Source organism: Nocardioides sp. F233, assembly GCF_057813895.1.
Genome location: NZ_JBVASH010000001.1, coordinates 754,622 through 778,165 on the forward strand (window position 1 = coordinate 754,622; position 23,544 = coordinate 778,165).

Sequence of the window (23,544 nt, forward strand, 5' to 3'; positions counted from 1 at the left end):
GTGCTCCGTGACGCTCGCGAACATCCCGCCCGCCCCGGAGCTCCCCGGCACCCGCCACCTGCACTCCGGCAAGGTGCGCGACCTCTACGAGCTCACCGAGGGCCCGCACACCGGCAAGCTGCTGATGGTCGCCAGCGACCGGCTCTCGATCTTCGACTTCGTGCTGGAGACGACGATCCCCGACAAGGGCGAGATCCTCACCCGGATGTCGTCGTGGTGGTTCGACCAGCTCGCCTCGCTGGTCCCCAACCACGTGATCTCGACCGACGTCCCCGACGCCGTGCGCGGCCGCGCGGTGATCTGCGAGCGGCTCGACATGTTCCCCGTCGAGTGCGTGGCCCGCGGCTACCTCACCGGGTCCGGGCTGCTCGACTACCGCGCCACCGGCGAGGTCTGCGGCATCGCGCTGCCCGCCGGTCTCGAGGACGGCAGCCGCCTGCCCGAGCCGATCTTCACCCCCGCCACGAAGGCCGAGCTCGGCGACCACGACGAGAACGTGTCGTACGACGCCGTGGTCGCCACCATCGGCGCCGACGCGGCCGCGGCGCTGCGCGAGCTGACCCTCCAGGTCTACGGCCGGGCCGAGGAGATCGCCCGTGAGCAGGGCATCATCCTGGCCGACACCAAGTTCGAGTTCGGGGTCGCGCCGGGTGGCGACGGCCGGATCATCCTTGGTGACGAGGTGCTCACCCCCGACTCCTCCCGGTACTGGCCGGCCGACGACTGGCAGCCCGGTCGCGCGCAGCCGTCGTACGACAAGCAGATCGTGCGCAACTGGGCCCTCTCCCCGGAGAGCGGCTGGGACAAGGCGTCCGGCGAGGCTCCGCCGGCGCTGCCAGCCGAGGTCGTCGAGCGCACCCGCAGCCGCTACATCGAGGCCTTCGAGCGGCTCACCGGCGAGACGTTCTGACGGCTCCCGACAGGTTGGTCCCGGGCACAAGGCCGCTCCGGGCGGATTGGTCCCGCGACCAGTGACCGCGGTCACGACCGGCAAGTAGGTTGTGCCGCATGACGAACCTCGCCGAGTTCCTCGAGAACAGCGCCCAGTCCTACCCCGACCGCACGGCCGTCGTCTTCGGGGACACCCGGCTGTCGTACCCCCAGGTCAACGGCGCGGCCAACCAGGTGGCCAACCTCCTCGTGTCGCGCGGCATCAAGCCGGGTGACAAGGTGGCGCTGAGCTGCCCGAACCTGCCCTACTTCACGATCGTCTACTACGGCATCCTCAAGGCCGGCGCGACCGTCGTACCGCTCAACGTGCTGCTCAAGGGCCGCGAGGTCGCCTACCACCTGGGCGACTCCGACGCGAAGGCCTACTTCGCCTTCCAGGGCACGTCGGACCTGCCCATCGGCCAGGAGGCGTACGACGGCTTCCAGGCCGCCGACGGCTGCGAGCACTTCTTCGTCATCACCGCGGACCCGACCGCCCCGTCGCCGATCGAGGGCACCGAGACCCTCGGCCAGGGGCTCGCCGGCCAGGCCCCGACGTTCGACTCGGTCGACGTGTCCGACGACGACACCGCCGTCATCCTCTACACCTCCGGCACCACCGGTCAGCCCAAGGGCGCCGAGCTGCGGCACCGCAACATGCGCGACAACGCGCTCGCCGGCAAGGACCTGTTCGGCGCCGACGCGGCCAAGCCCGACACCTTCCTGTGCGTGCTGCCGCTGTTCCACTCGTTCGGCCAGACCGTGATCCAGAACGGCGCCTTCGCCTTCGGCGGAACCGTCGTGATGCTGCCCCGCTTCGAGGCGGCGGCCGCGATCGGGCTGATGCTCAAGGAGAAGGTCTCCTTCTTCGCCGGCGTCCCGACGATGTACTGGGGCCTGCTCAACGCGCTCGACGACACCGTCGACGTCAAGGCCCTCGCCGAGAACCTCCGGGTGGCGGTGGCCGGCGGCGCCGCGCTGCCGGTCGAGGTGCACCACCAGTTCGAGGAGCGCTTCGGCGTCGTCATCCTCGAGGGCTACGGCCTCTCCGAGACCTCGCCCGTCGCGAGCTTCTCGCGGCTCGGCTCGCCGGTGCGGGTCGGCTCCATCGGTACGCCGATCCCCGGCGTCGAGATGAAGCTCCTCGAGGGCGAGACCTGGGACGAGGTCAAGGACCCCGACGGCATCGGCGAGATCGCCATCAAGGGCCACAACATCATGAAGGGCTACTACAAGCGGCCCGACGCCACCGCCGCGTCGATCAGCCCGGACGGCTGGTTCCGCTCCGGCGACCTCGGCCGCAAGGACGCCGACGGCTGGTACTACATCGTCGACCGCTCCAAGGACATGATCATCCGCGGCGGCTTCAACGTGTACCCGCGCGAGATCGAGGAGGTCCTCCTCACCCACCCGGCCGTCTCCCTGGCCGCCGTGATCGGCGTACCGCACGAGAGCCACGGCGAGGAGATCAAGGCGTTCGTCATCCTCAAGCCAGGCGCCAGCGCCACCCCCGAGGAGATCGTCGCCTGGGGCAAGGAGCAGATGGCGGCGTACAAGTACCCGCGCATCGTCGAGGTCGTCGAGAGCCTGCCGATGACCGCCACCGGCAAGATCCTCAAGCGCGAGCTCTCCTGACCCGAGGTCAGGCGAACGGGTTCGGCAGCGCGCCCGGGAGCTTCGCGAGGAGCTCCCGGGCCTGCGCCGCCACCTTGTGCTCGACGAGCACCTCGTAGCGGGTCGCGACCACCGAGCTGACCGACGAGAAGTCCCGCTGGCCACGGGTCATCGCGAAGCCGGCCAGGGCGAAGATGACGCCGAACGCGATGCCCATCAGCGTGGTGGACAGGATGATCGGCAGCGTGTCGCCGGTGCCGAAGAAGCTGAACAGCACGCCGACGAACAGCCCGAACCACAGCCCGCTCATCGCTCCGCCGGCGGCGACCCGGCCGCTGGTGAGCCGGCCCGTGATCCGCTCGACCTGCTTGAGGTCGGTGCCGACGATCATGCAGTTCTGCACGGGGAAGCCCTCGTCGGAGAGGAAGTCGACCGTGCGCTGGGCGGTCGCGTAGTCGTCGTACACGGCCAGCGACTGGGGGAACTCGAGCGCCAGCAGGGAGCGCGCGAACGCGCCGGGGGTGGGGTTGCTCATGACCCCAGTCTGCCCGGCGCGGTGCTCAGCTGCCCTCGACGACCTCGAAGATGTGGTCGGCGACCAGGCCGTGGGCCTCACGGTGCACGCGCGCCGCGGTCTCCGCGTCGGGTGCCTCGACCAGGCAGAAGACCTTGCCGGCCGCCTCGTCGACCCAGTAGCTCTTGTAGTCGACGCCGTACTGCCCCTGCACCCGCAGGTCCTCGGCGTGGGCCCCCGCGACGTCGGCTGCCGTGGCGCCGTCCGGGAGGGTCTCGTGCACGTCCATGAAGAGAGCCATCACTCGTTCCTTCGTTCGGTGGTTGTCTGCCACACTCAGGTTCGTGGCTCGGTTGCCCGTGGACCATGACCGCGCCCCCGAGGTACCTGACCAGAACCCCACGGACGCACTCGGGACGGCCCTGGACGGTCTGCACGTCGGCGGCGCGATCTTCCTCCGCGCCCACTACACGGAGGCCTGGGCCTTCCGGTCGGTCCCCAACACCGACCTGGGTGCGCTCCTGGCCCCGCAGGCGCGCCGGATCGTGCCCTTCCACCTGGTCGACACGGGACGCTGCTGGATCGAGGTCGGTGACGAGCGGTACTGGGCCGAGGCCGGCGACGTCATCGTGCTGCCGTACGGCGACCGCCACCGGATGGGCGGCACCCAGGACGCCGTGGTGGTCGAGGTGGGCGGGCTGGTTCCGCAGCCACCGTGGACCCGGATGCCGTTCATCGAGCACGGCGAGGGCGGCGAGCTCACGCACATCGTGTGCGGCTACATCACCTGCGAGGACCCGCTGTTCGACCCCGCGCTGCGGGCGCTGCCGCCGGTGCTCGTCGTACGCCCGGAGGGGGCGGCGGCGCAGTGGGTGCGGGCGAGCGTGGACTTCGCCCTGCAGCGCACCGGTCTGGTCGACCCGGGCCACGCGGAGACGCCGCGCGAGCTGGTCCGGCTGCTGCTGCTCGAGGTGCTCCGGCTGCACCTCGCGAGCGTGCCGGCCGCCGACCAGGGCTTCGTGCGGGCGCTGCGCGACCCGGTGGTCGCGCCGGCGATGGCGGCGATCCACCGCGCCCCGGAGGAGCACTGGACCGTCCGCGAGCTCGCGACCGCCAGCAACGTCTCCCCGTCGCTGCTCGACGACCGCTTCCGCAGCGTGCTGGGGATGCCGCCGATCCGCTACCTGACGACCTGGCGGATGCACGTCGCCCAGGACCTGCTCGCCACCACCCACCTCGGCGTCGCCGTGATCGCGCGGCGGGTCGGCTACGAGTCGGAGGAGGCGTTCAGCCGCGCCTTCAAGCGCAAGCACGGCGTCGCACCCAGCGTGTGGCGGCGCCGCTGAGCGGCGCGCGGCCACCGGCGTCCGCGGTGGCGACCACGAATCGGTCCCGGGGCCGGACGGCACTAGACTGCGGGCCGTGGCCCGAGTCGTCGTAGCTGTCATGCCGAAGCCCGAGATCCTCGACCCCCAGGGGAAGGCCGTCCAGGGCGCACTGCCCCGGCTGGGCTTCACCGGCGTGACCGACGTCCGCCAGGGCAAGCGGTTCGAGATCGAGCTCGAGGGCGACGTCACCGACGCCGTGCTCGCCGAGGTCGAGAAGATGGCGGAGACGCTGCTCTCGAACCCGGTCATCGAGAACTACACCGTGAGCGTCGAGCAGTGAAGATCGGCGTCGTCACCTTCCCGGGCTCCCTCGACGACGTCGACGCGCAGCGCGCGGTCCGGATCGGCGGCAACGAGGCCGTTGCCCTCTGGCACGGTGACGCCGACCTCAAGGGCGTCGACGCGGTCATCCTCCCGGGTGGCTTCTCGTACGGCGACTACCTGCGCTGCGGCGCGATCTCCCGGTTCGCCCCGGCGATGGGCAAGGTCGTCGAGGCCGCCAACGCCGGCATGCCCGTGCTCGGCATCTGCAACGGCTTCCAGATCCTGTGCGAGTCCCACCTGCTGCCCGGTGCGCTGATCCGCAACGACCACCGCAAGTTCGTGTGCCGTGACCAGCTGCTGCGCATCGAGAACAACCGCACCGCCTGGACCTCCGCCTACGAGCAGGGCCAGGAGATCCGGATCGTCCTCAAGAACGGCGAGGGCGGCTTCGTCGCCGACGCCGAGACCCTCGCCCGGATCGAGGGCGAGGGCCAGGTCGTGGCGCGCTACCTCGAGGTCAACCCCAACGGCTCCCTCGACGACATCGCCGGCGTCTCCAACACCCGCGGCAACGTCGTGGGCCTGATGCCGCACCCCGAGCACGCGGTCGAGGAGCTCACGGGCAGCGGCCTCGACGGGCTCGGCTTCTTCACCTCGCTCGTCGAGACCGCCTTCGCCTGACGGCATGACCTGACCCCGGACCCGCCCCAGTTGGGGCCCGGGGTCAGGAACCGGCTCAGCTCCCTGTGGGGGTGAGCCGGCGGTTGAGCCCAGCGCGCCCGACGGCGTACGAGCCGCACGCGGCCAGCACGACGCCGATGACAGGTGGCACGCCGAACTCGGTCTCCTTGGCGATCCACGCGATGCCGCTGGCGAGCGCGTAGACCGCGAGGTTGGGGACGTTCAGGGCGGGAAGCCGCTCACCCTCGGGCATCCCACCGCGGCGCCAGCGGGCGAAGTAGTCGCCGATCACGACGCCGCCCAGAGGCGGGATGAAGACGCCGAGCAGGACCAGGTAGTCGACCAGGTGGTTCTGCACGCCGACCAGGGCGAGCACGGTGCCGATCACTGAGCCGTAGACGACGAAAGGCGTCTTCTTGGGCTTCTCGAAGAGCTCGGCGCCGGCGACCCCGAAGGCGTACGCCGTGTCGGCGTTCGACTTCCACAGGTTGCCGAACAGCAGCACCAGGCCCCAGGTGACCAGGCCGAGGTCGTAGAGGACGAGCACGAAGTCGCCCTGGCCGAAGGTCATCGCGCCGGTGGCGCCGAAGAAGATCATCAGGCCGTTGCCGATCAGGAAGCCGATCACGCAGGCGACCAGGGCCTGGCTGCCGGAGCGGGCGAACCGGGTCCAGTTGGGCGCCTGGGTGCCGGCCGAGACGAAGGTGCCGACCACGGTGGTGACCGCGACCGCCATCGTCATCGAGCCGTTCGGCTGGACGTCGGCCAGCCCGGACCAGCCGCCGACCTCGTCGAGGGAGCGGAGGAGCACCCAGAAGGCGAGGACCAGGATGAGCGGGGTCGAGATCGCGGAGACCCAGTACATGCCGCGGTAGCCGTAGCAGGCGGTCAGGCACATGAGCACGCTGGTGGCGATCATGACCGCTGCCTTCGCGAGGTCGGACTCCCACGAGAACGCCTGCGCGGTGAGGTCGCCGATGGTGCCGATGACGACGCCGTACCAGCCGATCTGGGTGCCGCCGAGCAGGATCGAGCCGAGCTTGCTGCCGCGGTACCCGAGCACGTAGCGGGCCATCACGACCGTCGTCAGGCCGGTGTTCGCGCCGATCCAGCCGAGCAGGGCGACGTACGTCCCGAGCACGAGCGAGCCGAGCAGGATCACCCGGATGAGCTCGCCGAGCGCGAACGCGGAGCCGAGCTGCGCGCCCGCCAGCATGGTCGGGGTGAAGACGGTGAACCCGAGCAGCACCACCGCGAGGGAGAGGAAGGACTTGCGGGCGTGGGCCGGGACCGGGGTGACCGGGTAGTCGGGGTCGACGACGGCATGCGCGGTCTCGGCGCCGGGCTGGACGGCGGTCACGCCTCCTCCCCGATGTCCTCGGCCCACAGGTCGGGCTTCTCCCGCATCATCGTGGCCATCAGGTCCAGGCAGGTCGGGTCGTCCAGGACGTCGACGACGACGCCGCGCGAGCGCAGCCACTCCTCGGAGGCCTGGAAGCTCTGGTTCTCGCCGACCACGATCCGCGGGATGTCGTAGAGCACCGAGGTGCCCGCGCACATGAAGCAGGGGGACAGGGTCGTGTAGAGCGTGCTCGCCCGGTAGATCTTGGCGGGGAGCCGGCCGGCGTTCTCGATGCAGTCGGTCTCGCCGTGGCGGATGGCCGAGCCGAGCTGGACCCGGCGGTTGCGGCCGACGGCGAGCACCTCGCCCTCGTGGACGAGCGCGGCGCCGATCGGGATGCCGCCCTCCTCCCAGCCGATCCGGGCCTGCTCGATCGCCAGGTCGAGGAACCTGCGGTCGTCGTCGGTGATCATGGGGTGCCTCCGCGTCGGGTGGTCGGTGTGTCGGGGCTCACATCACCAGAGGCGCCCTGGGGCGACAAGGGACATACTGTCAGGCATGAAGGCTCAATCTTCGGACGGAATGTCCTGATGGGGGCAACTCTCGCCGAGGTGCTGGCCCTCCCGTCGTTCCGGGCTGCCAGTGCCGAGGTGCTGCACGGCGACGTCGACCGGATCCAGGTGCGCTGGGTCCACTCCTCGGAGGTCTTCGAGATGGGCGCGCTGCTCGCGGGCGGCGAGGTGCTGCTGACCACCGGTCTCGGCCTGCACGGGCGCACCGCCGACCACCTGACGTCGTACGTCGACCAGCTGGCCGACGCGGGCGTCGCGGCCCTCGCGCTCGAGCTGGGTCGGACCTTCTTCACGGTGCCGGAGCCGATCCTGGCGGCCGCGCGCCGGCGCGACCTCGCGCTGCTGGCGTTCCCGACGATGGTGCCGTTCGAGCGGATGGTCGAGGACTTCCATGAGCTGCTCGTACGACGGCGGGTCGCCTCGGGAGGCGACGCCGGGGACGCGGGGTGGCGGGCACTGACCCAGGTCGTGATCGAGGGCCGTGGGCTGCGGGCCCTGCTCGACGAGGTGTCCCGGCTCGCGGGCTGCGGGGTCGAGCTGCGCGACCCGGACGGCCAGACCGTCGAGCGGAGCCGGATCGCCTCGGTGTCCGAGGAGGCCGGTGTCTCGACCCCCGTCCGCGGACCGTCCGGTCCGGTCGGCACCCTGCGCCTGCTCGGCGAGGAGAGCCCCGACCGGCTGCGGCTGGCGGAGGTCGCGGCGCACGCCGTCGCGCTCGAGGTCGGCCGGGGGAGTGGTGCGGGGCACCGGCCCGGGCCCGCGCAGTCGCTGGTCTCCGACCTGGTCGCGGGCGTGGTGGTCTCCCGGGCCGACGTGCTGCACCGGCTGGCCGCGCTCGGCTGGCCGCCCCAGGAAGGACGGCACCTGGTCGTCGCCGCGGTCGAGGTGGACGCCGCGGTACCGCTCACGGACGCGGTCGCCGCCACCGAGGCGGTGTTCCACGAGGACGAGCGCGGCGATCCGGCCGTGCTGGTCGGCATCAGCGGCGGGCACGTCGTGGTGGTGCACCGCGGGGGGCGCCGACCGGTGCCGGCCCAGGTCCGCGACGAGCTGGAGGCCGCGCGCGACCGGCTCGCAACCCGACTGCCGGGGCGGGTGCTGGTCGCCGCGACCACCCCGGTCGCCGACGCCGGCGACCTCGCCGCGGCCGTCGGCCGGGCCCGGCAGGTGCTCCGGACCGCCCGGCGCTACGGCCGGCGCGACGGCGTCGTGATGGAGCGCGACGTGGCCGCGCACCGGCTGGTCACCTCGGCCGTCGATCCGGCGGTGATGCAGGCGTTCGTGCGCGAGCAGATCGGGCCGCTCGTCGACCACGACCGGGAGCACCGCAGCGAGCTGCTGCGCACCCTCGACGCCTACCTCGCCTGCTCGCTGTCGAAGGCCCGCACGGCCGAGCTGCTGGGGATCCGCCGGCAGTCGCTCTACGACCGGCTGACCCGGATCGAGCGGCTGCTCGGCGTCTCCCTCGACGAGCCGGACCACCGCACCGGCCTCGGGATCGCGCTCCTCGGCTGGCGGATGCGGACCGGGCTCGACCCGCAGGTCGGCTTCGGCGGCTGAGTGCTTGTAACTACGTGTTACGCACCGAAATCCGCTGCCACAACGCCCGGGTAGCAGCCACAACGCCCGGGTGGTCGCGTACGTAACACGTAGTTACAAGCGGAGCCGGCTCAGCCCCCGAGCAGCGACGCCCAGTTCTTCTTCGTCCAGGCGTCCTTGACCTTCTGCCCGGTCTGGCCCTGCCAGGCGTGGATGCCGGCGCGCAGGTTCTTGTTGTACTTCCCCGACATCTGCCCGGGGTACACGCCCTTCTGCTGCAGCAGGCACTTCAGGGCGCGGACCTGGCGCGGCTTGGCCTTGCGCGGGGCGACCTTCTTGTAGCTCTTCAGGCTCACCTTGACGCCGCCGCACCCGTAGCCGACGACCTCGCCGAGCTCGAGCCAGTTGCGGTCGATGTTGATCGTCACGCCGCCCCAGGTCTCGTTGTGGCCGCCCTGGTACTGCTTCACCCGGCTGCTCGGGCGCCAGCCGTCCTCGGCGATGTAGCTGGTCGAGGTGTTGGCGACGTTGTCCCAGCGGGCGATCCAGATCCGGTCGGGCAGGACGACGTCCGCGCGGCCCTGTACCCGGGCGTTCTCGAGGATCTTGATGCCGGACCCGGCGCTGGAGTAGACGCCCGACACGTAGCCGAGCTGGCGCACCCGCGTGGTCCAGGCGCTGAGGAACGCCAGGGCCGGCTCGGTGCATCCCGCGTTGGCCTTGTTCAGGCTCCAGCCCTCGAGGTCGTACCAGAGCGTGCTGCCCGGGACGATGCCGAGCGCGGTCGCCGCGGCCACGGCGCTGTCGGCCTCCGCGGAGCCCTGCGCGCGGGCGGCGGCGTACGCGTTGGTCGTGTCGTTGCTGATCGTCGGGTCGACGGCGGGGCTGTAGCGCGGGAACCGGCCGACGCAGCTCGACTGCGGGCCGAGCGTGATCGCCAGGATCTGCCAGCCCTGTGCCAGCTGGGTCGACACCCACGTGGGGGTCAGGTTCTTCTGCGTCTTGCAGAACCGCGAGGCCCCGGAGATGTAGACGCCGACCGCCCGGAACGGCGAGTGCGCCAGCCAGGCGTCCATCTTGGCCTGCGACTGGGTCTCGCACTGGTCGAAGCCGTAGCCCGTGAAGGCGCCCGGCGTCGGCGGGTTGGTCGACTTCGCGGCCAGGTCCACCGGCGCGTCGGTGCGGGCCGTCGGCGTGCCGCCCAGGGGGGCGAGGACCAGCGCGAGCAGGACGAGCAGGACGCCGGTTCCGGTGCCCAGTAGGGGGACGTGGAAGCGGCGGTGGGACAGGCGGACAGGCCGGGAAGGCATCTCGGACTCCAGGGGAAGAGGGGTCTGGTGGGTAAAGGCCGAGTCACGATAACCACAACAATCACACGAGTAACAGGCCTCGGGATGAACTACAGATCTGTAATTCCCCTACGGTGGTGGAGTGCCGCTGCAACCGGGTGATTCCTTCGGCCGGTACGACGTGACCGGGTTCCTCGGGCGAGGTGGCATGGGCGTCGTGCTGGCCGCCGTCCACCGCGACCTGGACCGGCCGGTCGCGCTCAAGGTGCTCGCGCCGCACCTGGTCGACGACGCCGGCTACCGGACCCGGTTCCTGCGGGAGGCGAAGGCGCTCGCGCGGCTGGACTCGCCGTACGTCGTGCGGGTGTTCGACGCCGGCGAGGAGGAGGGCGCGCTGTTCATCGCGACCGAGCTGGTGCGCGACGGCGACCTCAACGAGCTGCTCCGCCACCGGGGCGCGCTTCCCGCTGCGGACGCCGTCTCGATCGTCCGGGACCTTGCGATCGGGCTCGGCGCTGCCCACGACGTCGGGATCCTGCACCGCGACATCAAGCCGTCCAACGTGCTCGTCGCGCACCGCCCCGACGGCGGGCTGCGGCCGGTCCTCTGCGACTTCGGCATCGCCGCGGTCGCGGACCTCGAGCAGCTCGCCACCACCGGCGCGATCGGCACGCCCGGCTACATGGCGCCCGAGCGGCACCACGGCGCGGCGGCCAGCATCGCCTCCGACATCTACGCCCTCGGCTGCCTGCTCTGGGCGGCGCTGACCGCGCGGGCGCCCTACGAGGGAGCGACGGGGCAGGTCCTGCTCGGCCACCTCCAGGGTCCGGTCCCGCAGCTGCCGGGGACGACGCGTGAGGCTCGGGCGCTCAACGAGGTGCTCGCGAGGACGATGGCGAAGGATCCCGCCGACCGGTTCGGTACGACGGCCGAGCTGGTCGCCGCGCTCGACGCCGTCCCGCTCGGGCCGACCGAGCACACCCTGCTCGCCCCGCCCCCGCCCCCGCTCCCGCCCGAGCGCCGGTCGCGCCGTACCCCGCTCGTCGCGGGACTCCTGGCCCTCGCCCTGGCCGCGGCCGGCGCTGCCTGGCTGCTGACCCGGCCGGACCCCGCACCCCGGGCCGACCCGCCGGCAGGTGGCCCGTCCTCGGCCGCGCCGACGCCCGACGCCCTCGTCCGGGCCTTCCCCCGTGCAGCCGACTGCGAGGTGGTGCCCGATCCCAAGTCGGCCCGGGTGCAGGCGCGGTGGTGCCTCGACGCCACGTCGTCGGTCTACTACGCCCAATGGCGCGGCTGGGACGCCATGGACGCCAACTACCGGGACCGGACCGAGCAGGCCTACTCCTACCGCTCGGACGTGAAGGCGGCCTGGGTGGAGCTGGCCCAGGTCGACCGGGAGCACTGTCAGCGCAAGCTCGCCGTCTGGTACGCCGACCGCACGGCGCCGTACTCGGTCACCGTCTGCGCGGACAGCGAGCAGGCGGTGCTCGACGCGCTCGATGCCCTCGACCTGCCGCCGGGCGACGAGGTCGCCGCTCAGGCCGATCCCGCGCCCGACGCCCTCGTCACCGCCTTCCCGTCGGCCGCCGAGTGCGAGCCGGACACCGACCCGAAGCCCACCCGGGTCCGGGCCCGCTGGTGCCACGACGCGACGTCGGCCGTGCACTACACGCAGTGGAGGAGCTGGCAGGCGATGGACGCCAACTACGGCGCCCAGGTCGTCACCCGGGTCGACGACCTCGGTGCCGACGTCCACGCCGCGTGGGTCGAGCTGACCAGGGCGGAGGGCGACACCTGGGAGGCGAAGCTCGCGGTCTGGTACGCCGACGAGGATGCGCCGTACTCCGTGACGATCTACGCGGAGACCGAGGCGGTCGCCCGCCAGGTGCTGCGCAGCCTCGACCTGCGCCCCGGCGCCCAGGTCGCCGCCATCCCACGCGACTGAGCCGAAGAGGGTGATCCGGCCTCCGGCCGATATCCTTGCGGCCGTGGCCGACACCGCTTCTGTACCCACCCGTTCCACCCTCGACACCGTGGCCGTCGCAGCCGGTGACCCCGACCGCGAGCAGCCCTGGTCCGAGCTCGGCCTGAAGGCCGACGAGTACGAGCGGATCCGCGAGATCCTCGGCCGTCGCCCCACGGGTGCGGAGCTGGCGATGTACTCGGTCATGTGGAGCGAGCACTGCTCCTACAAGTCCTCCAAGGTGCACCTCAAGCAGTTCGGAGAGATCCCGCAGGAGACCCCGATCGGCCCGATGCTCGCCGGCATCGGCGAGAACGCCGGCGTCATCGACATCGGCCAGGGCTACGCGGTCAGCTTCAAGGTCGAGAGCCACAACCACCCGTCGTACGTCGAGCCCTACCAGGGTGCCGCGACCGGCGTCGGCGGCATCGTCCGCGACATCATCGCGATGGGCGCCCGCCCGGTCGCGGTCGTCGACCCGCTGCGCTTCGGCCCGCTCGACGCCGACGACACCCACCGCGTGCTGCCCGGGATCGTCGCGGGCGTCGGCGGCTACGGCAACTGCCTGGGCCTGCCGAACGTCGGCGGCGAGGCCGTCTTCGACCCGACCTACCTCGGCAACCCGCTCGTCAACGCCGGCTGCATCGGCGTGCTGCGCCACGAGGACCTCCACCTCGCCAAGGCGTCCGGCGAGGGCAACCTCGTCGTCCTGTACGGCGCCCGCACGGGCGGCGACGGCATCGGCGGCGTCTCGGTGCTGGCGTCCGAGACGTTCGACGCGGACGGTCCGGCCAAGCGCCCGAGCGTCCAGGTCGGCGACCCGTTCATGGAGAAGCTGCTCATCGAGTGCACCCTCGAACTGTTCCGGGCCGGCGTCGTCGCCGGCATCCAGGACCTCGGTGGCGCGGGCCTGTCCTGTGCGACCTCCGAGCTCGCGTCCGCCGGCGACGGCGGCATGCACGTCCACCTCGACAAGGTACCGCTGCGCGACTCGACCCTCTCGCCCGAGGAGATCCTCATGAGCGAGAGCCAGGAGCGGATGATGGCGGTCGTCGAGCCCGCCGACATCGCCGCCTTCCTCGCGATCACCACGAAGTGGGACGTCGAGGCCTCGGTCATCGGCGAGGTCACCGAGACCGGCCGCCTGGTCATCGACTGGCACGGCGAGACCGTCGTCGACGTCCCGCCGCGGACCGTCGCGCACGACGGCCCGGTCTACGAGCGCCCGTTCGCCCGCCCGCAGTGGCAGGACGCGCTCCAGGCCGACGGTGCCGAGGCCCTCGCCCGCCCGGGTACCGGCGACGAGCTCCGCGCGACCCTGCTGCAGCTGGTCGCCAGCCCGAACCTGTGCGACAAGTCGTGGATCACCGACCAGTACGACCGCTACGTCCAGGGCAACACCGTCCTCGCCCAGCCGGCCGACTCCGGCATGGTCCGCGTCGACGAGGAGACCCACCTCGGTGTGTCGATCTCCACCGACTGCAACGGCCGCTTCGCCAAGCTCGACCCGTACGCCGGCGCGCAGCTCGCGCTCGCCGAGTCCTACCGCAACGTCGCCGCCGGCGGCGCGTTGCCGCTCGCGGTCAGCGACTGCCTCAACTTCGGCTCGCCCGAGGACCCCGACGTGATGTGGCAGTTCGCCGAGGCGTGCCGCGGCCTCAAGGACGGCTGCCTCGAGCTCGGCATCCCGGTCACCGGCGGCAACGTCAGCCTCTACAACCAGACCGGTGAGACCGCGATCCTGCCGACGCCCGTCGTCGCCGTGCTCGGCGTGATCGAGGACGTGCGCCGTCGTACCCCGTCGTCCTTCCAGGCGGCCGACGAGCGGATCGTGCTCCTCGGCACCACCCGCGAGGAGCTGTCCGGCTCCGAGTGGGCGCACGTCGTGCACGGCCACCTCGGCGGCCTCCCGCCGCAGGTCGACCTGCGCGCCGAGCGCAACCTCGCCCGCCTGCTCAAGGACCTGGTCGGCATCGCCACCAGCGCCCACGACCTCTCCGACGGCGGCCTCGCCCAGGCCCTCGCCGAGGCGGCGATGGTCAGCGGCATCGGCGCCCGGGTCAGCCTCGAGGGCGACGCCTTCGTCGGCCTGTACGCCGAGTCCGCCGCCCGCGCCGTCGTCACCGTCGACGCCGGTGACCTCGAGGAGCTGCGCGCGCTGTGCGCCCGCCACGACGTCCCGATGTCCGAGCTCGGTGCCACCGGTGGTGACGTGCTGGCCGTCGAGGGGCAGTTCGAGGTGGCGCTCGGTGAGCTGCGGGAGGCGTGGACCGCCACGCTGCCCTCGGCACTGGGCTGAGCTCGGGTGGGGTGGCCTGCGCGGGACTGATGCGTCTCGCGCAGGACTCGCGGTGCCCTTTGGCGCTCGCTGCGCTCGCGCATGTCGCGCCGCCTGCCAACGCCGTTTCTTCCTCCCCCGCTCGCTCGTTCCTCGCTCGCTCCTCCGTGCAGACACGGCGGGCGGCGCGACGAAACCCGCTCGGGCGGATGTTCGTGCGGGGCGGGCGGCTACTTCAGCTTGGCCGTGGCGGTGACCGTGAGGTCGAGGGAGTCCTGGGCCTCGCCGCCGCCGTAGACGGTGGCCAGGCGCAGGGGGAAGTGCTGCTCGATCGACAGTGCCTTGGAGGGCTTGCCCTCGACGTCGAAGACGACCTGGAACTCGGTCGTGCAGCTGCCGTTGTTGGTGACGTCCGGGCACGCCGTGTTGGCGGGGTTCCGGATGACGTGGGCCGCCTCGGTGTCCCCGAGCCGGTAGCTGCCCTGGACGCTGTCGGCGTAGTAGATCGCGCCCGACTTGAGGTCGTCGGAGACCTCGGTCCAGCGACCCAGCGTGGTGCGGACGGTCACCACCCGCCAGGTGTGGCCCTCGGCGGCCCAGGCGTCGCCGGCGTACGGCAGGTCGACGGGGCGGGTCACGGTGCAGCTGAAGTCGGGCGGGCGCAGCGTGGTGCGGTCGAACGCGACATCGGGCGAGCACGGGAAGCGCTTGGCGCGGGGCTTGGTGATGTCGTAGAGCGGTGCGGCCTGGCCCTGCTCGACCTCGCCGTTGGACAGGTCGACCTTCTGGGTGACGCCGTCGAAGTCGACGTCGAGCTGCGGGTCGGCGCCGGTGCCCGACACCAGCACGTAGAACGAGCTGGAGCCCTCGCCGGTCAGCTCCGGCGCCGGGATGCGGTACGACGCCCCGTCGGCCACGAGGTCGACCACCGGGCTCGCATCGGTCGAGAGATAGCCGGCGAGCGCACCGAAGGTGGCCGCGTCGTACTGCCAGGTGATCGGCACGAACGCGCCGCCCTCGGGAGCCGTGACCTTCGTGACGTCGCGAGTGTCGGCCGCCGAGATCTCCGTGACCGGCTTGCCGGCGGTGACCTCGAGGCGACCCACGGGCAGTGCGACCACGGACTCGACGCCCTGCCCGGAGAACTGGGCGTCGTTCGCAGCAGGGACCACGTCGCCGACCTCGATCCCATCGCTGTCGCTCCCGCAGGCGGCGAGGGTGGGCGCGAGCAGGAGCAGGCCGACAACGGCCGGGGAGCTGCGACGGGGGAGCATGGGCACCATTGTGGTGGGCGCGGTCACGTCGCGTGCGCCGGACTCCGATCTGGAGTGGTGAGGGGTGCCCATTCCGTGGGGCGCGGCACCGCGCGGACCGACCGCGCCAGCGTGGGGACCAGCGCGACCGCACCTGTCAGGGCGGCCAGCGCGAGCACGGCGTCCCGGCCGCCGAGGAAGGTGAGCAGGGCGCCGGCCAGCGCGGGCGCGATCGGGATGGTCGCCATCGACACCGTCTGCATCGTCGCCTGCATCCGGCCGACCAGCTCGGGCGGCGTGATCGCCAGGCGGTAGGAGCCCAGGGCCGCGTTGCCGGCCGGGTTGAGGAACATGCCGATCGACGAGGCCAGGGCCAGCGACCACGGGTGGTTCCACAGCGCGAGGGGTACGGCGAGCGGGACGAAGCTCCACGCCACGACCACCACGAGCGCGCCCGTCGCGAACCGGTCGATGAGGAAGGGGGCGGCGAGCGCGCCCAGGATGCCGAACGCGCCGATCGCCGTCTCCGCCAGCCCGATCTGCCAGGCGGGGAAGCCGGCCTCGACCAGGCGCAGCAGCGCGACGAAGAAGAGAGCGTTGACGGCCAGGTTGGCTGCCGGCGACCAACACAGCACGATCCGCAGGAACCGGTGCGCCCACAGGAACCGCAGCCCCTCGCCGAGGTCGCGCAGGGGGCGGCCCTGGGTGCTCGGCCGCGGCTCGGGGGAGAGGTCGGTGCGGACCCGGCCGAGCAGGACCCAGCCGAGCGCGTAGCTGACGGCGTCGGCGGCGAACGGCGCCCACCGCGCCACGCCGTACAGCGCACCGCCGAGGGGCCCGCCGAGCAGGCTCGCGACGTGCTGGCGGGCCTGCTGCTGGCTCAGCGCGGTCGGCAGCTCGTCCCGGTCGACCACTGCCCGGATCGCGGAATTCTCCGCCGGGACGAACAGCCCGGCGACCAGGCCGCTCGCGACGGCGACCGCCAGCAGGTGGGGGAGGGTGAGCCGGCCGGCGAGGCCTGCTGCGACCAGCGAGGCGTGCAGCAGGACCCCGGTGCCGAGGGAGAGGCGCATCAGCCGCAGCCGGTGGCGACGATCGGCGAGCACGCCCGCCGGCAGCAGCATCGCGACCATGCCGAGCAGGTACGCCGCCTCGGCCGCCGCCGCCCACAGCGCCGACCCGCTGAGCGCGTAGGCGACGAGCGGCAGCGCGAACGTCGTGATCCGGGTGCCGAGCTCGGAGACGGTCGCCCCGATCCACAGCGCGGAGAAGTCGCGGTTGCGAGCCAGCGAGCGGTAGGACGACATTCCCGCACCATATGTTGCGCAACATGTATTGCGCAATGAGTCCTGCGGATGTCGATAGGCTGGCGCCATGGTGATGTACGACGACCCGCGGATCCTCCGCGCGATCGCGCACCCCACCCGCAACCGGGTGCTCCACGAGCTCTCCGCCGCCGGCTCGTTGCGTGCGGCCGACATCGCCCGGCTGATCGACATCCCCGCCAACCAGGCCAGCTTCCACCTGCGGCAGCTGGCGAAGTACGGCCTCGTCGAGGAGGACCCCGACGCCGCGCGGGACCGCCGCGACCGGGTCTGGCGCCTGGTCGACCCCGACGGCATCCGGTTCCGCACCGCCGACATGCTCGCCCGACCGGGCGGGCGGGCGGCGTACGCCGTCTTCCAGCGCAACGCCGTCGCCCACGGACAGCACCTCGTCGAGCGAGCCCTGACCGTCGACGGCACCGAGAACTCCGGCCGCAGCGTCTCCGAGTGGTCGGTGCTGATGAGCGCCGACGAGGCGAAGGAGCTCATGGAGGAGCTCGCCGCGGTCGTCGAGCGGCACCGCGACGCCGGCCGCGCCCACGGCCCCGGCGACGGCCGCGAGACCTGGTCCGTCTTCCAGCTGATCCAGCCCTACCCCGAGGACTAGCCATGCCCGCCCGGCTCAAGCCCGCACCCGCTGCCGACGTCGCCGCCGCCCTCGCGCGCCTCGACGCCGGCGCGGCCGAGCGCGGCGACCTGCGCCTGCTGACCAAGCACTACCTCGCACTGCTCGAGGTGCTCGCCCCGGGCCGCTCGGTCGAGGTCCGGGTGCCGCCGTACGCTGCCGTCCAGGTGATCGAGGGCGTCCGGCACACGCGCGGCACCCCGCCCGCCGTCATCGAGACCGACGCCGCCACCTGGATCGCGCTCGCGACCGGCCGGCTCGCCTGGGCCGATGCCGTCGAGGGTGTGCGGGTGCAGGCGAGCGGGGAGCGGACCGACCTGACGCCGTACCTCCCGCTCGGCTAGTTCCCGGGCGCCTCGGCCCCGAGGGCCCGAGAAGGTGCCATGCCGCGATCCGGCCCCATATCTTGAGACGCATGACCGGACCTGTCTCCACCACCGACCTGCGTACGCGCCTCGCCGAGATCCTCCCGGGTGTCCGATCGGACCTCGAGGCCCTCGTCCGCATCCAGTCCGTCAGCGCCGACCCCGCCCGCCTCGACCAGGTCGAGGTGAGCGCCCAGGCGACTGCTGACCTGTTCGCCGCGGAGGGCGTCGACGTGCAGATCGTGCGCGCGTTCGACGGAGCCCCGCCCGCCATCATCGGTGAGAAGAAGGGGCCCGAGGGTGCGCCCACGGTGCTCCTCTACGCCCACCACGACGTGCAGCCCGAGAACGACCACGCCGAGTGGGACTCCCCGCCGTGGGAGCCCACCGAGCGCGACGGCCGCCTCTACGGCCGCGGTGCCGCCGACGACAAGGCCGGCATCCTCACCCACGTCGCCGCGCTGCGCATGCTCGGCGACGACCTGCCCGTGACCGTGCGGCTGTTCATCGAGGGCGAGGAGGAGGTCGCCAGCGCGACCCTTCCGCAGCTGCTGCAGAAGTACGTCGAGGAACTGCGCTCCGACGTCATCGTGATCGCCGACTCCGGCAACTGGGACATCGGCGTGCCCGCGCTGACCACGAGCCTGCGCGGCCTGGTCCGCGTCAACGTCGAGGTCCGCACCCTGAGCCACGCCGTCCACCAGGGCATGTGGGGCGGCCTCGTCCCCGACGCCCTCATCACCTTGTCCCGCCTGATCGCGAGCCTGCACGACGACGCCGGCAACATCGCCGTCGCCGGCCTGCACTCCGGGCCCGCCGCCGACGTCGACTACCCCGAGGAGCGGCTCCGCGCCGAGTCCGGGGTCGCCGAGGGCGTCGAGTGGATCGGCTCCGGCCCCGCCGTCGAGCGCCTGTGGACCCAGCCGGCGCTGTCGGTCATCGGCCTCGACGCCCCCAAGGTCGACGGCTCGTCCAACACCTTGATCCCGTCGGCCCGCGCCCGCCTCGCCCTGCGCACCGCACCCGGCGAGACCTCCGAGAACGCGCTGGCCTGCCTGCGCGCCCACCTCGAGCAGCACGTCCCGTGGGGCGCCCAGCTCTCGATCGAGGTCGTCGACACCGGCGAGCCGATCGCGCTCGAGGTGACCGGTCCGGCGTACGACGCCGCGCGGGCCGCGTTCACCGAGGCCTGGGACGGCACCGCGCCCGTCGACATGGGCGTCGGCGGCTCGATCCCGTTCATCGCGGAGTTCCTCGAGTCCTTCCCGCAGGCTTCCGTGCTGGTGACCGGCGTCGAGGACCCCGACACCCGCGCCCACGGCCCCAACGAGGGCCTGCACCTCGCCGAGTTCGAGAAGGTGCTGCTCGCCGAGGCGCTGCTGCTGCGCAACCTCGGCGCCTGACCTCCGGTCGCGCGCGACGCCCCGGGCCCGACGGTTCGGGGCGTCGCTTTTCCCATCAAAGTCAAGTGATTCGCTAGACTCACTCGCATGACGGCGACGAGCACGACGACGGCCCCCCGAACGCGGACCCGGGTGGCGGTGATCGGCGGCGGCGCGAGCGGCGTGCTGACCGCCATCAACCTGCTCGTCCGATCCGACGACCCGGGTCTCGAGGTCGTCGTCCACGAGGCCAGCGGCATCGTCGGTCGCGGCATCGCCTACGGCACCAACGACCAGCGGCACCTGCTCAACGTCCGCGCGCGGCACATGAGCGCGTTCCCCGACGCGCCGTCCGACCTGCTCGACTGGGCGCTGCGCACCGGCCGCAGCAGCGACCCGCAGGGCTTCCTGCCGCGTGCCGACTACGCCATCTACCTCCAGGACCGGCTCGCCGACGTCGCCGACGACCGGCTCCGGATCCGGGCCGGCCGGGTGCTCGACGTCGTACCCACCGGCGCCGGCTTCGAGGTCGTCACCGAGCGGTCCGCGTCGCACGCCGACGCGGTCGTGCTGTGCCACGGGAACCAGCCGCCCCGTCCGCTCGCCACCGCGGACGGGGCGGCTCTGCCCGACGCGCCGTGGCACGTCGCCAACCCGTGGGAGCTGGCCCGGCTGCGCGCCCTCCCGGCCGACGCCCGGGTGGTCGTGGTCGGCACCGGCCTGACCGGCATCGACACCACCATCACGCTGCTCGAGGACGGCCCCGAACGGCACGTCACGCTCGTCAGCCGCAACGGCCTGCTGCCCAAGCCGCACGTCGGCCAGGCCCACACCGCCTGGGTCACCAAGGTCCCCGACGACGCCACCACCGCCGACGACATCGCCGCCGCCATCGCCGACGAGTGCCGCGCCGCCGCCGAGCGTGGGGTCGGCTGGCGCGCGGTCGTCGACGGCCTGCGCCCGCTCACCCAGGAGCTGTGGCGCCGGCTCCCGGTCGCTGAGCGCCGCCGCTTCCTCGACGTCCACGCCCGCGACTGGGAGGTGCGCCGGCACCGGATGGCGCCCGAGGTCGCGCTGCGCCTCCAGTCCTACCGGTACGACGACCGGCTGACCGTCCACGCCGGCAGCCTGCACGCCGTGGAGGACCTCGGCGAGCGCTGTCGGGTGACCACCGCACCCGGCCACGCACCGGTCGAGGTCGACGCGGTCGTCAACTGCACCGGCCCCCTGGCCGACGTACGACGCAGCGCCGACCCGCTCCTGCGCGCCCTCGTCGCCCGCGGCACCGTCGCCCCCGACCCACTCGCGCTCGGCATCGACGCCACCGTCGACGGAGCCGTGCTCGGGGCCGACGGCCGGGTCGTCGACGGGCTGTTCGTGGTCGGTCCGCCGCGCAAGGGCACGCTGTGGGAGTCGACCGCGATCCCGGAGATCCGGGGGCAGGCCGCGCAGGTCGCTCGCGCCGTGGTCGAGAGCACGTCTCGCGCGATCGTCGCGAACTGAACGATCGGCGGCGCGGCCGGTACGCTGAAGTCCGTGTGCGGAGTCTTCGGAGTATGGGCCCCGGGTGAGGACGTCGCGAAGCTGACGTACTTCGGCCTCTACTCGCTGCAGCACCGCGGGCAGGAGTCCGCGGGCATCTCGGTCAGCAACGGGCGGCAGATCCTCGTCTACAAGGACATGGGCCTCGTGTCCCAGGTCTTCGACGAGAACACCCTCGAGTCGTTCGCGGGCCACCTCGCGGTCGGTCACTGCCGCTACTCGACCACGGGCGCGAGCACGTGGCAGAACGCGCAGCCGACCTTCCGGCCCACCGAGGACGGGTCGATCGCGCTCGGTCACAACGGCAACCTGATCAACACCGCGCAGCTCGCGCAGATGGTCCAGGACCTGCCGAGCGACGACGGCGAGCTCGACATCCACGCCCACAACCTCGAGGCCGCCACCAACGACACGAGCCTGGTGACGGCGCTCCTCGCGCACCACCCCGACCAGTCGCTGGAGACCCGCGCTCTCGAGCTGCTCCCGCAGGTCCAGGGCGCCTTCTCGTTCGTGTTCATGAACGAGAACACGCTGTACGCCGCCCGCGACCCCGAGGGCATCCGCCCGCTGGTGCTCGGCCGCCTCGAGCGGGGCTGGGTCGTCGCGAGCGAGGACGCCGCCCTGGCGACCACCGGCGCGAGCGTCGTGCGCGAGGTCGAGCCCGGCGAGCTCATCGTCATCGACGAGGACGGCCTGCGCTCCCACAAGTTCGCCGAGCCGCGCCGCAAGGGCTGCGTGTTCGAGTACGTCTACCTCGCCCGCCCCGATGCCACCATCGCCAACCGCAGCGTCCACGAGGCGCGGGTCGAGATGGGCCGTCAGCTCGCCCGCGAGTTCCCCGTCGACGCCGACCTGGTCATCCCGGTCCCCGAGTCCGGCACACCGGCCGCCTCCGGCTACGCGCTCGAGAGCGGCATCCCGTTCGGCCAGGGCTTCGTCAAGAACGCCTACGTCGGCCGCACCTTCATCCAGCCGTCGCAGACCCTGCGCCAGCTCGGCATCCGGCTCAAGCTCAACGCGCTCGAGCACATGATCCGCGGCAAGCGGATCGTCGTGGTCGACGACTCGATCGTGCGCGGCAACACGCAGCGCGCCCAGGTCCGGATGCTCCGTGAGGCCGGTGCGCTCGAGGTGCACGTCCGGATCTCCTCGCCGCCGGTGAAGTGGCCGTGCTTCTACGGCATCGACTTCGCGACCCGCGCCGAGCTGATCGCCAACGGCCTCGACGTCGACGAGATCGCCGCCAGCGTCGGCGCCGACAGCCTCGGCTACATCTCGCTGGAGGGCATGGTCCAGGCGACCGGCCAGCCGCAGACCAGCCTGTGCACCGCCTGCTTCACCGGCGAGTACCCGATCGAGCTCCCCGACGAGAGCCTGCTCGGCAAGCACCTCCTCGAGGCCACGCTCAAGCCGAGCACCCACGGCGAGGCCCTCCCAGTTTTCAACAACCCCTGATCGAGGAGAACGACCGATCGTGGCTGACAACGCCTACGCCCGTGCTGGTGTCGACATCGAGGCCGCGGACCGCGCCGTCGACCTGATGAAGGAGTGGGTCGAGAAGGCCCGCCGTCCCGAGATGCTGGGCGGCCTCGGCGGCTTCGCCGGCCTCTTCGACGCGACCGCGCTGACGTCGTACAAGCGTCCCCTGCTGGCGACCTCCACCGACGGCGTCGGCACCAAGGTCGCCGTTGCGCAGATGGTCGACAAGCACGACACCATCGGCTTCGACCTGGTCGGCATGGTCGTCGACGACCTCGTCGTCTGCGGCGCCGAGCCGCTGTTCATGACCGACTACATCGCCACCGGCAAGGTCGTGCCCGAGCGGATCGCCGCGATCGTCAAGGGCATCGCCGAGGCGTGCGTCGAGGCCGGCTGTGCCCTGGTCGGCGGCGAGACCGCCGAGCACCCGGGTCTGCTGGCCCCCGACGAGTACGACGTCGCCGGCGCCACCACCGGTGTCGTCGAGGCCGACGCCCTGCTCGGCGCCTCCCTGGTCCGCGAGGGCGACGTCGTGATCGCCATGGCCGCCAGCGGCCTGCACTCCAACGGCTACTCCCTGGCCCGCCACGTCTTCTTCACGCAGGCCGGCTGGAGCGTCGAGCGTCACGTCGACGAGTTCGGCCGCACCCTCGGCGAGGAGCTCCTCGAGCCGACCCGGATCTACACCAAGCCGGCCCTCGCCATCGCCCGCGAGACCGAGACCCACGCGATGGCCCACATCACCGGCGGCGGCCTCGCCAACAACCTCGCGCGCGTCATGCCGCCCGAGCTGAAGGCGACCCTCGACCGCGGCACCTGGACCCCCGCCCCGGTCTTCGACGTCGTCCGCAAGCTCGGCGAGGTCGCCCAGCCCGACCTCGAGGCCACCTTGAACTGCGGCGTCGGCATGGTCGCCCTCGTCGCCCCCGACGCCGTCGACGCCGCCCTGGCCCGCCTCGCGGACTTCGGGATCGACAGCTGGGTCGCCGGCGGGGTGTCGGTCGATCCGGCCCAGCAGGGCACCGTCGAGCTGGTCGGTCAGCACCCCGGTTGGTGACCTGTGCCTCATCCGCGCGCGCCACGCGCGCGGAAGAGGCCTCCCGGCGTGCGGGAACAGCCACTCGCCATGTACCGTTGGACCCACGAGACTACGTATTCAGCAGTCCGGGGCCCGGAGGGCTACCGGCCAAGTGTGCGAG

Annotated in this window: 21 protein-coding genes; 14 read left to right on the plus strand and 7 right to left on the minus strand. The window is 72.2% G+C overall.

Annotation, left to right across the window (positions count from 1 at the left end; all coding sequences use genetic code 11):
• Positions 1-7: 7 nt before the first annotated feature.
• On the plus strand, positions 8-910 hold the full coding sequence (locus ACZYRU_RS03565) for a phosphoribosylaminoimidazolesuccinocarboxamide synthase (protein WP_488955701.1): 903 nt from the start codon (positions 8-10) through the stop codon (positions 908-910).
• A 98-nt stretch (positions 911-1,008) separates the two neighbouring features.
• Complete coding sequence (locus tag ACZYRU_RS03570; protein ID WP_488955702.1) at positions 1,009-2,565, plus strand: long-chain-fatty-acid--CoA ligase; 1,557 nt, start codon at positions 1,009-1,011, stop codon at positions 2,563-2,565.
• Between the two features lie 7 nt (positions 2,566-2,572).
• Here the strand turns inward: ACZYRU_RS03570 and ACZYRU_RS03575 are convergent, their stop codons facing one another.
• Together ACZYRU_RS03575 and ACZYRU_RS03580 are read right to left on the minus strand one after the other, a co-directional pair.
• Positions 2,573-3,079, minus strand: coding sequence for a YflT domain-containing protein (locus ACZYRU_RS03575; RefSeq protein ID WP_488955703.1), 507 nt, complete (start codon positions 3,077-3,079; stop codon positions 2,573-2,575).
• 25 nt (positions 3,080-3,104) lie between these two features.
• The gene (locus tag ACZYRU_RS03580; protein WP_488955704.1) at positions 3,105-3,359 is read right to left on the minus strand and encodes a DUF4242 domain-containing protein; all 255 of its coding nucleotides are present in this window, start codon (positions 3,357-3,359) and stop codon (positions 3,105-3,107) included.
• 43 nt (positions 3,360-3,402) lie between these two features.
• Here ACZYRU_RS03580 and ACZYRU_RS03585 point away from each other — a divergent pair, with 43 nt between their 5' ends.
• The 3 genes from ACZYRU_RS03585 to purQ all read left to right on the plus strand — a co-directional run bounded on the left by ACZYRU_RS03585 (position 3,403) and on the right by purQ (position 5,391).
• Positions 3,403-4,404 (plus strand): AraC family transcriptional regulator, encoded by a 1,002-nt coding sequence (locus ACZYRU_RS03585; RefSeq protein ID WP_488955705.1) that lies wholly within the window; start codon positions 3,403-3,405, stop codon positions 4,402-4,404.
• Between the two features lie 76 nt (positions 4,405-4,480).
• Positions 4,481-4,726, plus strand: a complete 246-nt coding sequence (gene purS, locus ACZYRU_RS03590) for a phosphoribosylformylglycinamidine synthase subunit PurS (protein WP_179727946.1) — start codon at positions 4,481-4,483, stop codon at positions 4,724-4,726.
• The gene (gene purQ, locus ACZYRU_RS03595; protein ID WP_488955706.1) at positions 4,723-5,391 is read left to right on the plus strand and encodes a phosphoribosylformylglycinamidine synthase subunit PurQ; all 669 of its coding nucleotides are present in this window, start codon (positions 4,723-4,725) and stop codon (positions 5,389-5,391) included. Before purS ends, purQ begins: the two co-directional genes overlap by 4 nt.
• A gap of 55 nt (positions 5,392-5,446) precedes the next feature.
• Here purQ and codB read toward each other — a convergent pair whose 3' ends face one another.
• Entirely contained in the window at positions 5,447-6,751 is a 1,305-nt protein-coding gene (codB, locus tag ACZYRU_RS03600) for a cytosine permease (protein WP_488955707.1), read from the minus strand.
• Positions 6,748-7,206, minus strand: a complete 459-nt coding sequence (locus ACZYRU_RS03605; RefSeq protein ID WP_488955708.1) for a nucleoside deaminase — start codon at positions 7,204-7,206, stop codon at positions 6,748-6,750. The genes codB and ACZYRU_RS03605 overlap by 4 nt, the downstream gene beginning before the upstream one ends.
• 117 nt (positions 7,207-7,323) lie before the next feature.
• On the opposite strand from ACZYRU_RS03605, the gene ACZYRU_RS03610 reads away from it, so the two are divergent.
• Positions 7,324-8,865: a PucR family transcriptional regulator gene (locus ACZYRU_RS03610; protein WP_488955709.1), complete on the plus strand. Its 1,542-nt coding sequence runs from the start codon at positions 7,324-7,326 to the stop codon at positions 8,863-8,865.
• A 110-nt stretch (positions 8,866-8,975) separates the two neighbouring features.
• On the opposite strand, the gene ACZYRU_RS03615 is transcribed toward ACZYRU_RS03610, so the two are convergent.
• A complete protein-coding gene (locus tag ACZYRU_RS03615) occupies positions 8,976-10,154 on the minus strand; it encodes a glycoside hydrolase domain-containing protein (protein ID WP_488955710.1) in 1,179 nt (392 codons plus the stop codon).
• 121 nt (positions 10,155-10,275) lie between these two features.
• Here ACZYRU_RS03615 and ACZYRU_RS03620 point away from each other — a divergent pair, with 121 nt between their 5' ends.
• Together ACZYRU_RS03620 and purL are read left to right on the plus strand one after the other, a co-directional pair.
• Positions 10,276-12,078 (plus strand): serine/threonine-protein kinase, encoded by a 1,803-nt coding sequence (locus ACZYRU_RS03620; protein WP_488955711.1) that lies wholly within the window; start codon positions 10,276-10,278, stop codon positions 12,076-12,078.
• A 43-nt stretch (positions 12,079-12,121) separates the two neighbouring features.
• Positions 12,122-14,395: a phosphoribosylformylglycinamidine synthase subunit PurL gene (purL, locus tag ACZYRU_RS03625; RefSeq protein ID WP_488955712.1), complete on the plus strand. Its 2,274-nt coding sequence runs from the start codon at positions 12,122-12,124 to the stop codon at positions 14,393-14,395.
• 209 nt (positions 14,396-14,604) lie between these two features.
• On the opposite strand, the gene ACZYRU_RS03630 is transcribed toward purL, so the two are convergent.
• Together ACZYRU_RS03630 and ACZYRU_RS03635 are read right to left on the minus strand one after the other, a co-directional pair.
• The gene (locus tag ACZYRU_RS03630; RefSeq protein WP_488955713.1) at positions 14,605-15,648 is read right to left on the minus strand and encodes a hypothetical protein; all 1,044 of its coding nucleotides are present in this window, start codon (positions 15,646-15,648) and stop codon (positions 14,605-14,607) included.
• Between the two features lie 23 nt (positions 15,649-15,671).
• Positions 15,672-16,934, minus strand: coding sequence for an MFS transporter (locus ACZYRU_RS03635; RefSeq protein ID WP_488955714.1), 1,263 nt, complete (start codon positions 16,932-16,934; stop codon positions 15,672-15,674).
• 67 nt (positions 16,935-17,001) lie between these two features.
• Between ACZYRU_RS03635 and ACZYRU_RS03640 the strand changes: the two genes are divergently transcribed.
• The 6 genes from ACZYRU_RS03640 (at position 17,002) to purM (ending at position 23,402) form a co-directional block, all read left to right on the plus strand.
• The gene (locus ACZYRU_RS03640; RefSeq protein ID WP_488955715.1) at positions 17,002-17,559 is read left to right on the plus strand and encodes a helix-turn-helix domain-containing protein; all 558 of its coding nucleotides are present in this window, start codon (positions 17,002-17,004) and stop codon (positions 17,557-17,559) included.
• A gap of 2 nt (positions 17,560-17,561) precedes the next feature.
• Positions 17,562-17,921, plus strand: a complete 360-nt coding sequence (locus tag ACZYRU_RS03645; protein ID WP_488955716.1) for a sterol carrier family protein — start codon at positions 17,562-17,564, stop codon at positions 17,919-17,921.
• Between the two features lie 71 nt (positions 17,922-17,992).
• Positions 17,993-19,345, plus strand: a complete 1,353-nt coding sequence (locus tag ACZYRU_RS03650) for a dipeptidase (RefSeq protein ID WP_488955717.1) — start codon at positions 17,993-17,995, stop codon at positions 19,343-19,345.
• 87 nt (positions 19,346-19,432) lie between these two features.
• The gene (locus tag ACZYRU_RS03655) at positions 19,433-20,827 is read left to right on the plus strand and encodes an FAD/NAD(P)-binding protein (RefSeq protein WP_488955718.1); all 1,395 of its coding nucleotides are present in this window, start codon (positions 19,433-19,435) and stop codon (positions 20,825-20,827) included.
• Between the two features lie 24 nt (positions 20,828-20,851).
• The gene (purF, locus tag ACZYRU_RS03660) at positions 20,852-22,321 is read left to right on the plus strand and encodes an amidophosphoribosyltransferase (RefSeq protein WP_488956243.1); all 1,470 of its coding nucleotides are present in this window, start codon (positions 20,852-20,854) and stop codon (positions 22,319-22,321) included.
• A gap of 19 nt (positions 22,322-22,340) precedes the next feature.
• Positions 22,341-23,402, plus strand: a complete 1,062-nt coding sequence (gene purM, locus ACZYRU_RS03665) for a phosphoribosylformylglycinamidine cyclo-ligase (protein WP_488955719.1) — start codon at positions 22,341-22,343, stop codon at positions 23,400-23,402.
• Positions 23,403-23,544: the final 142 nt, after the last annotated feature.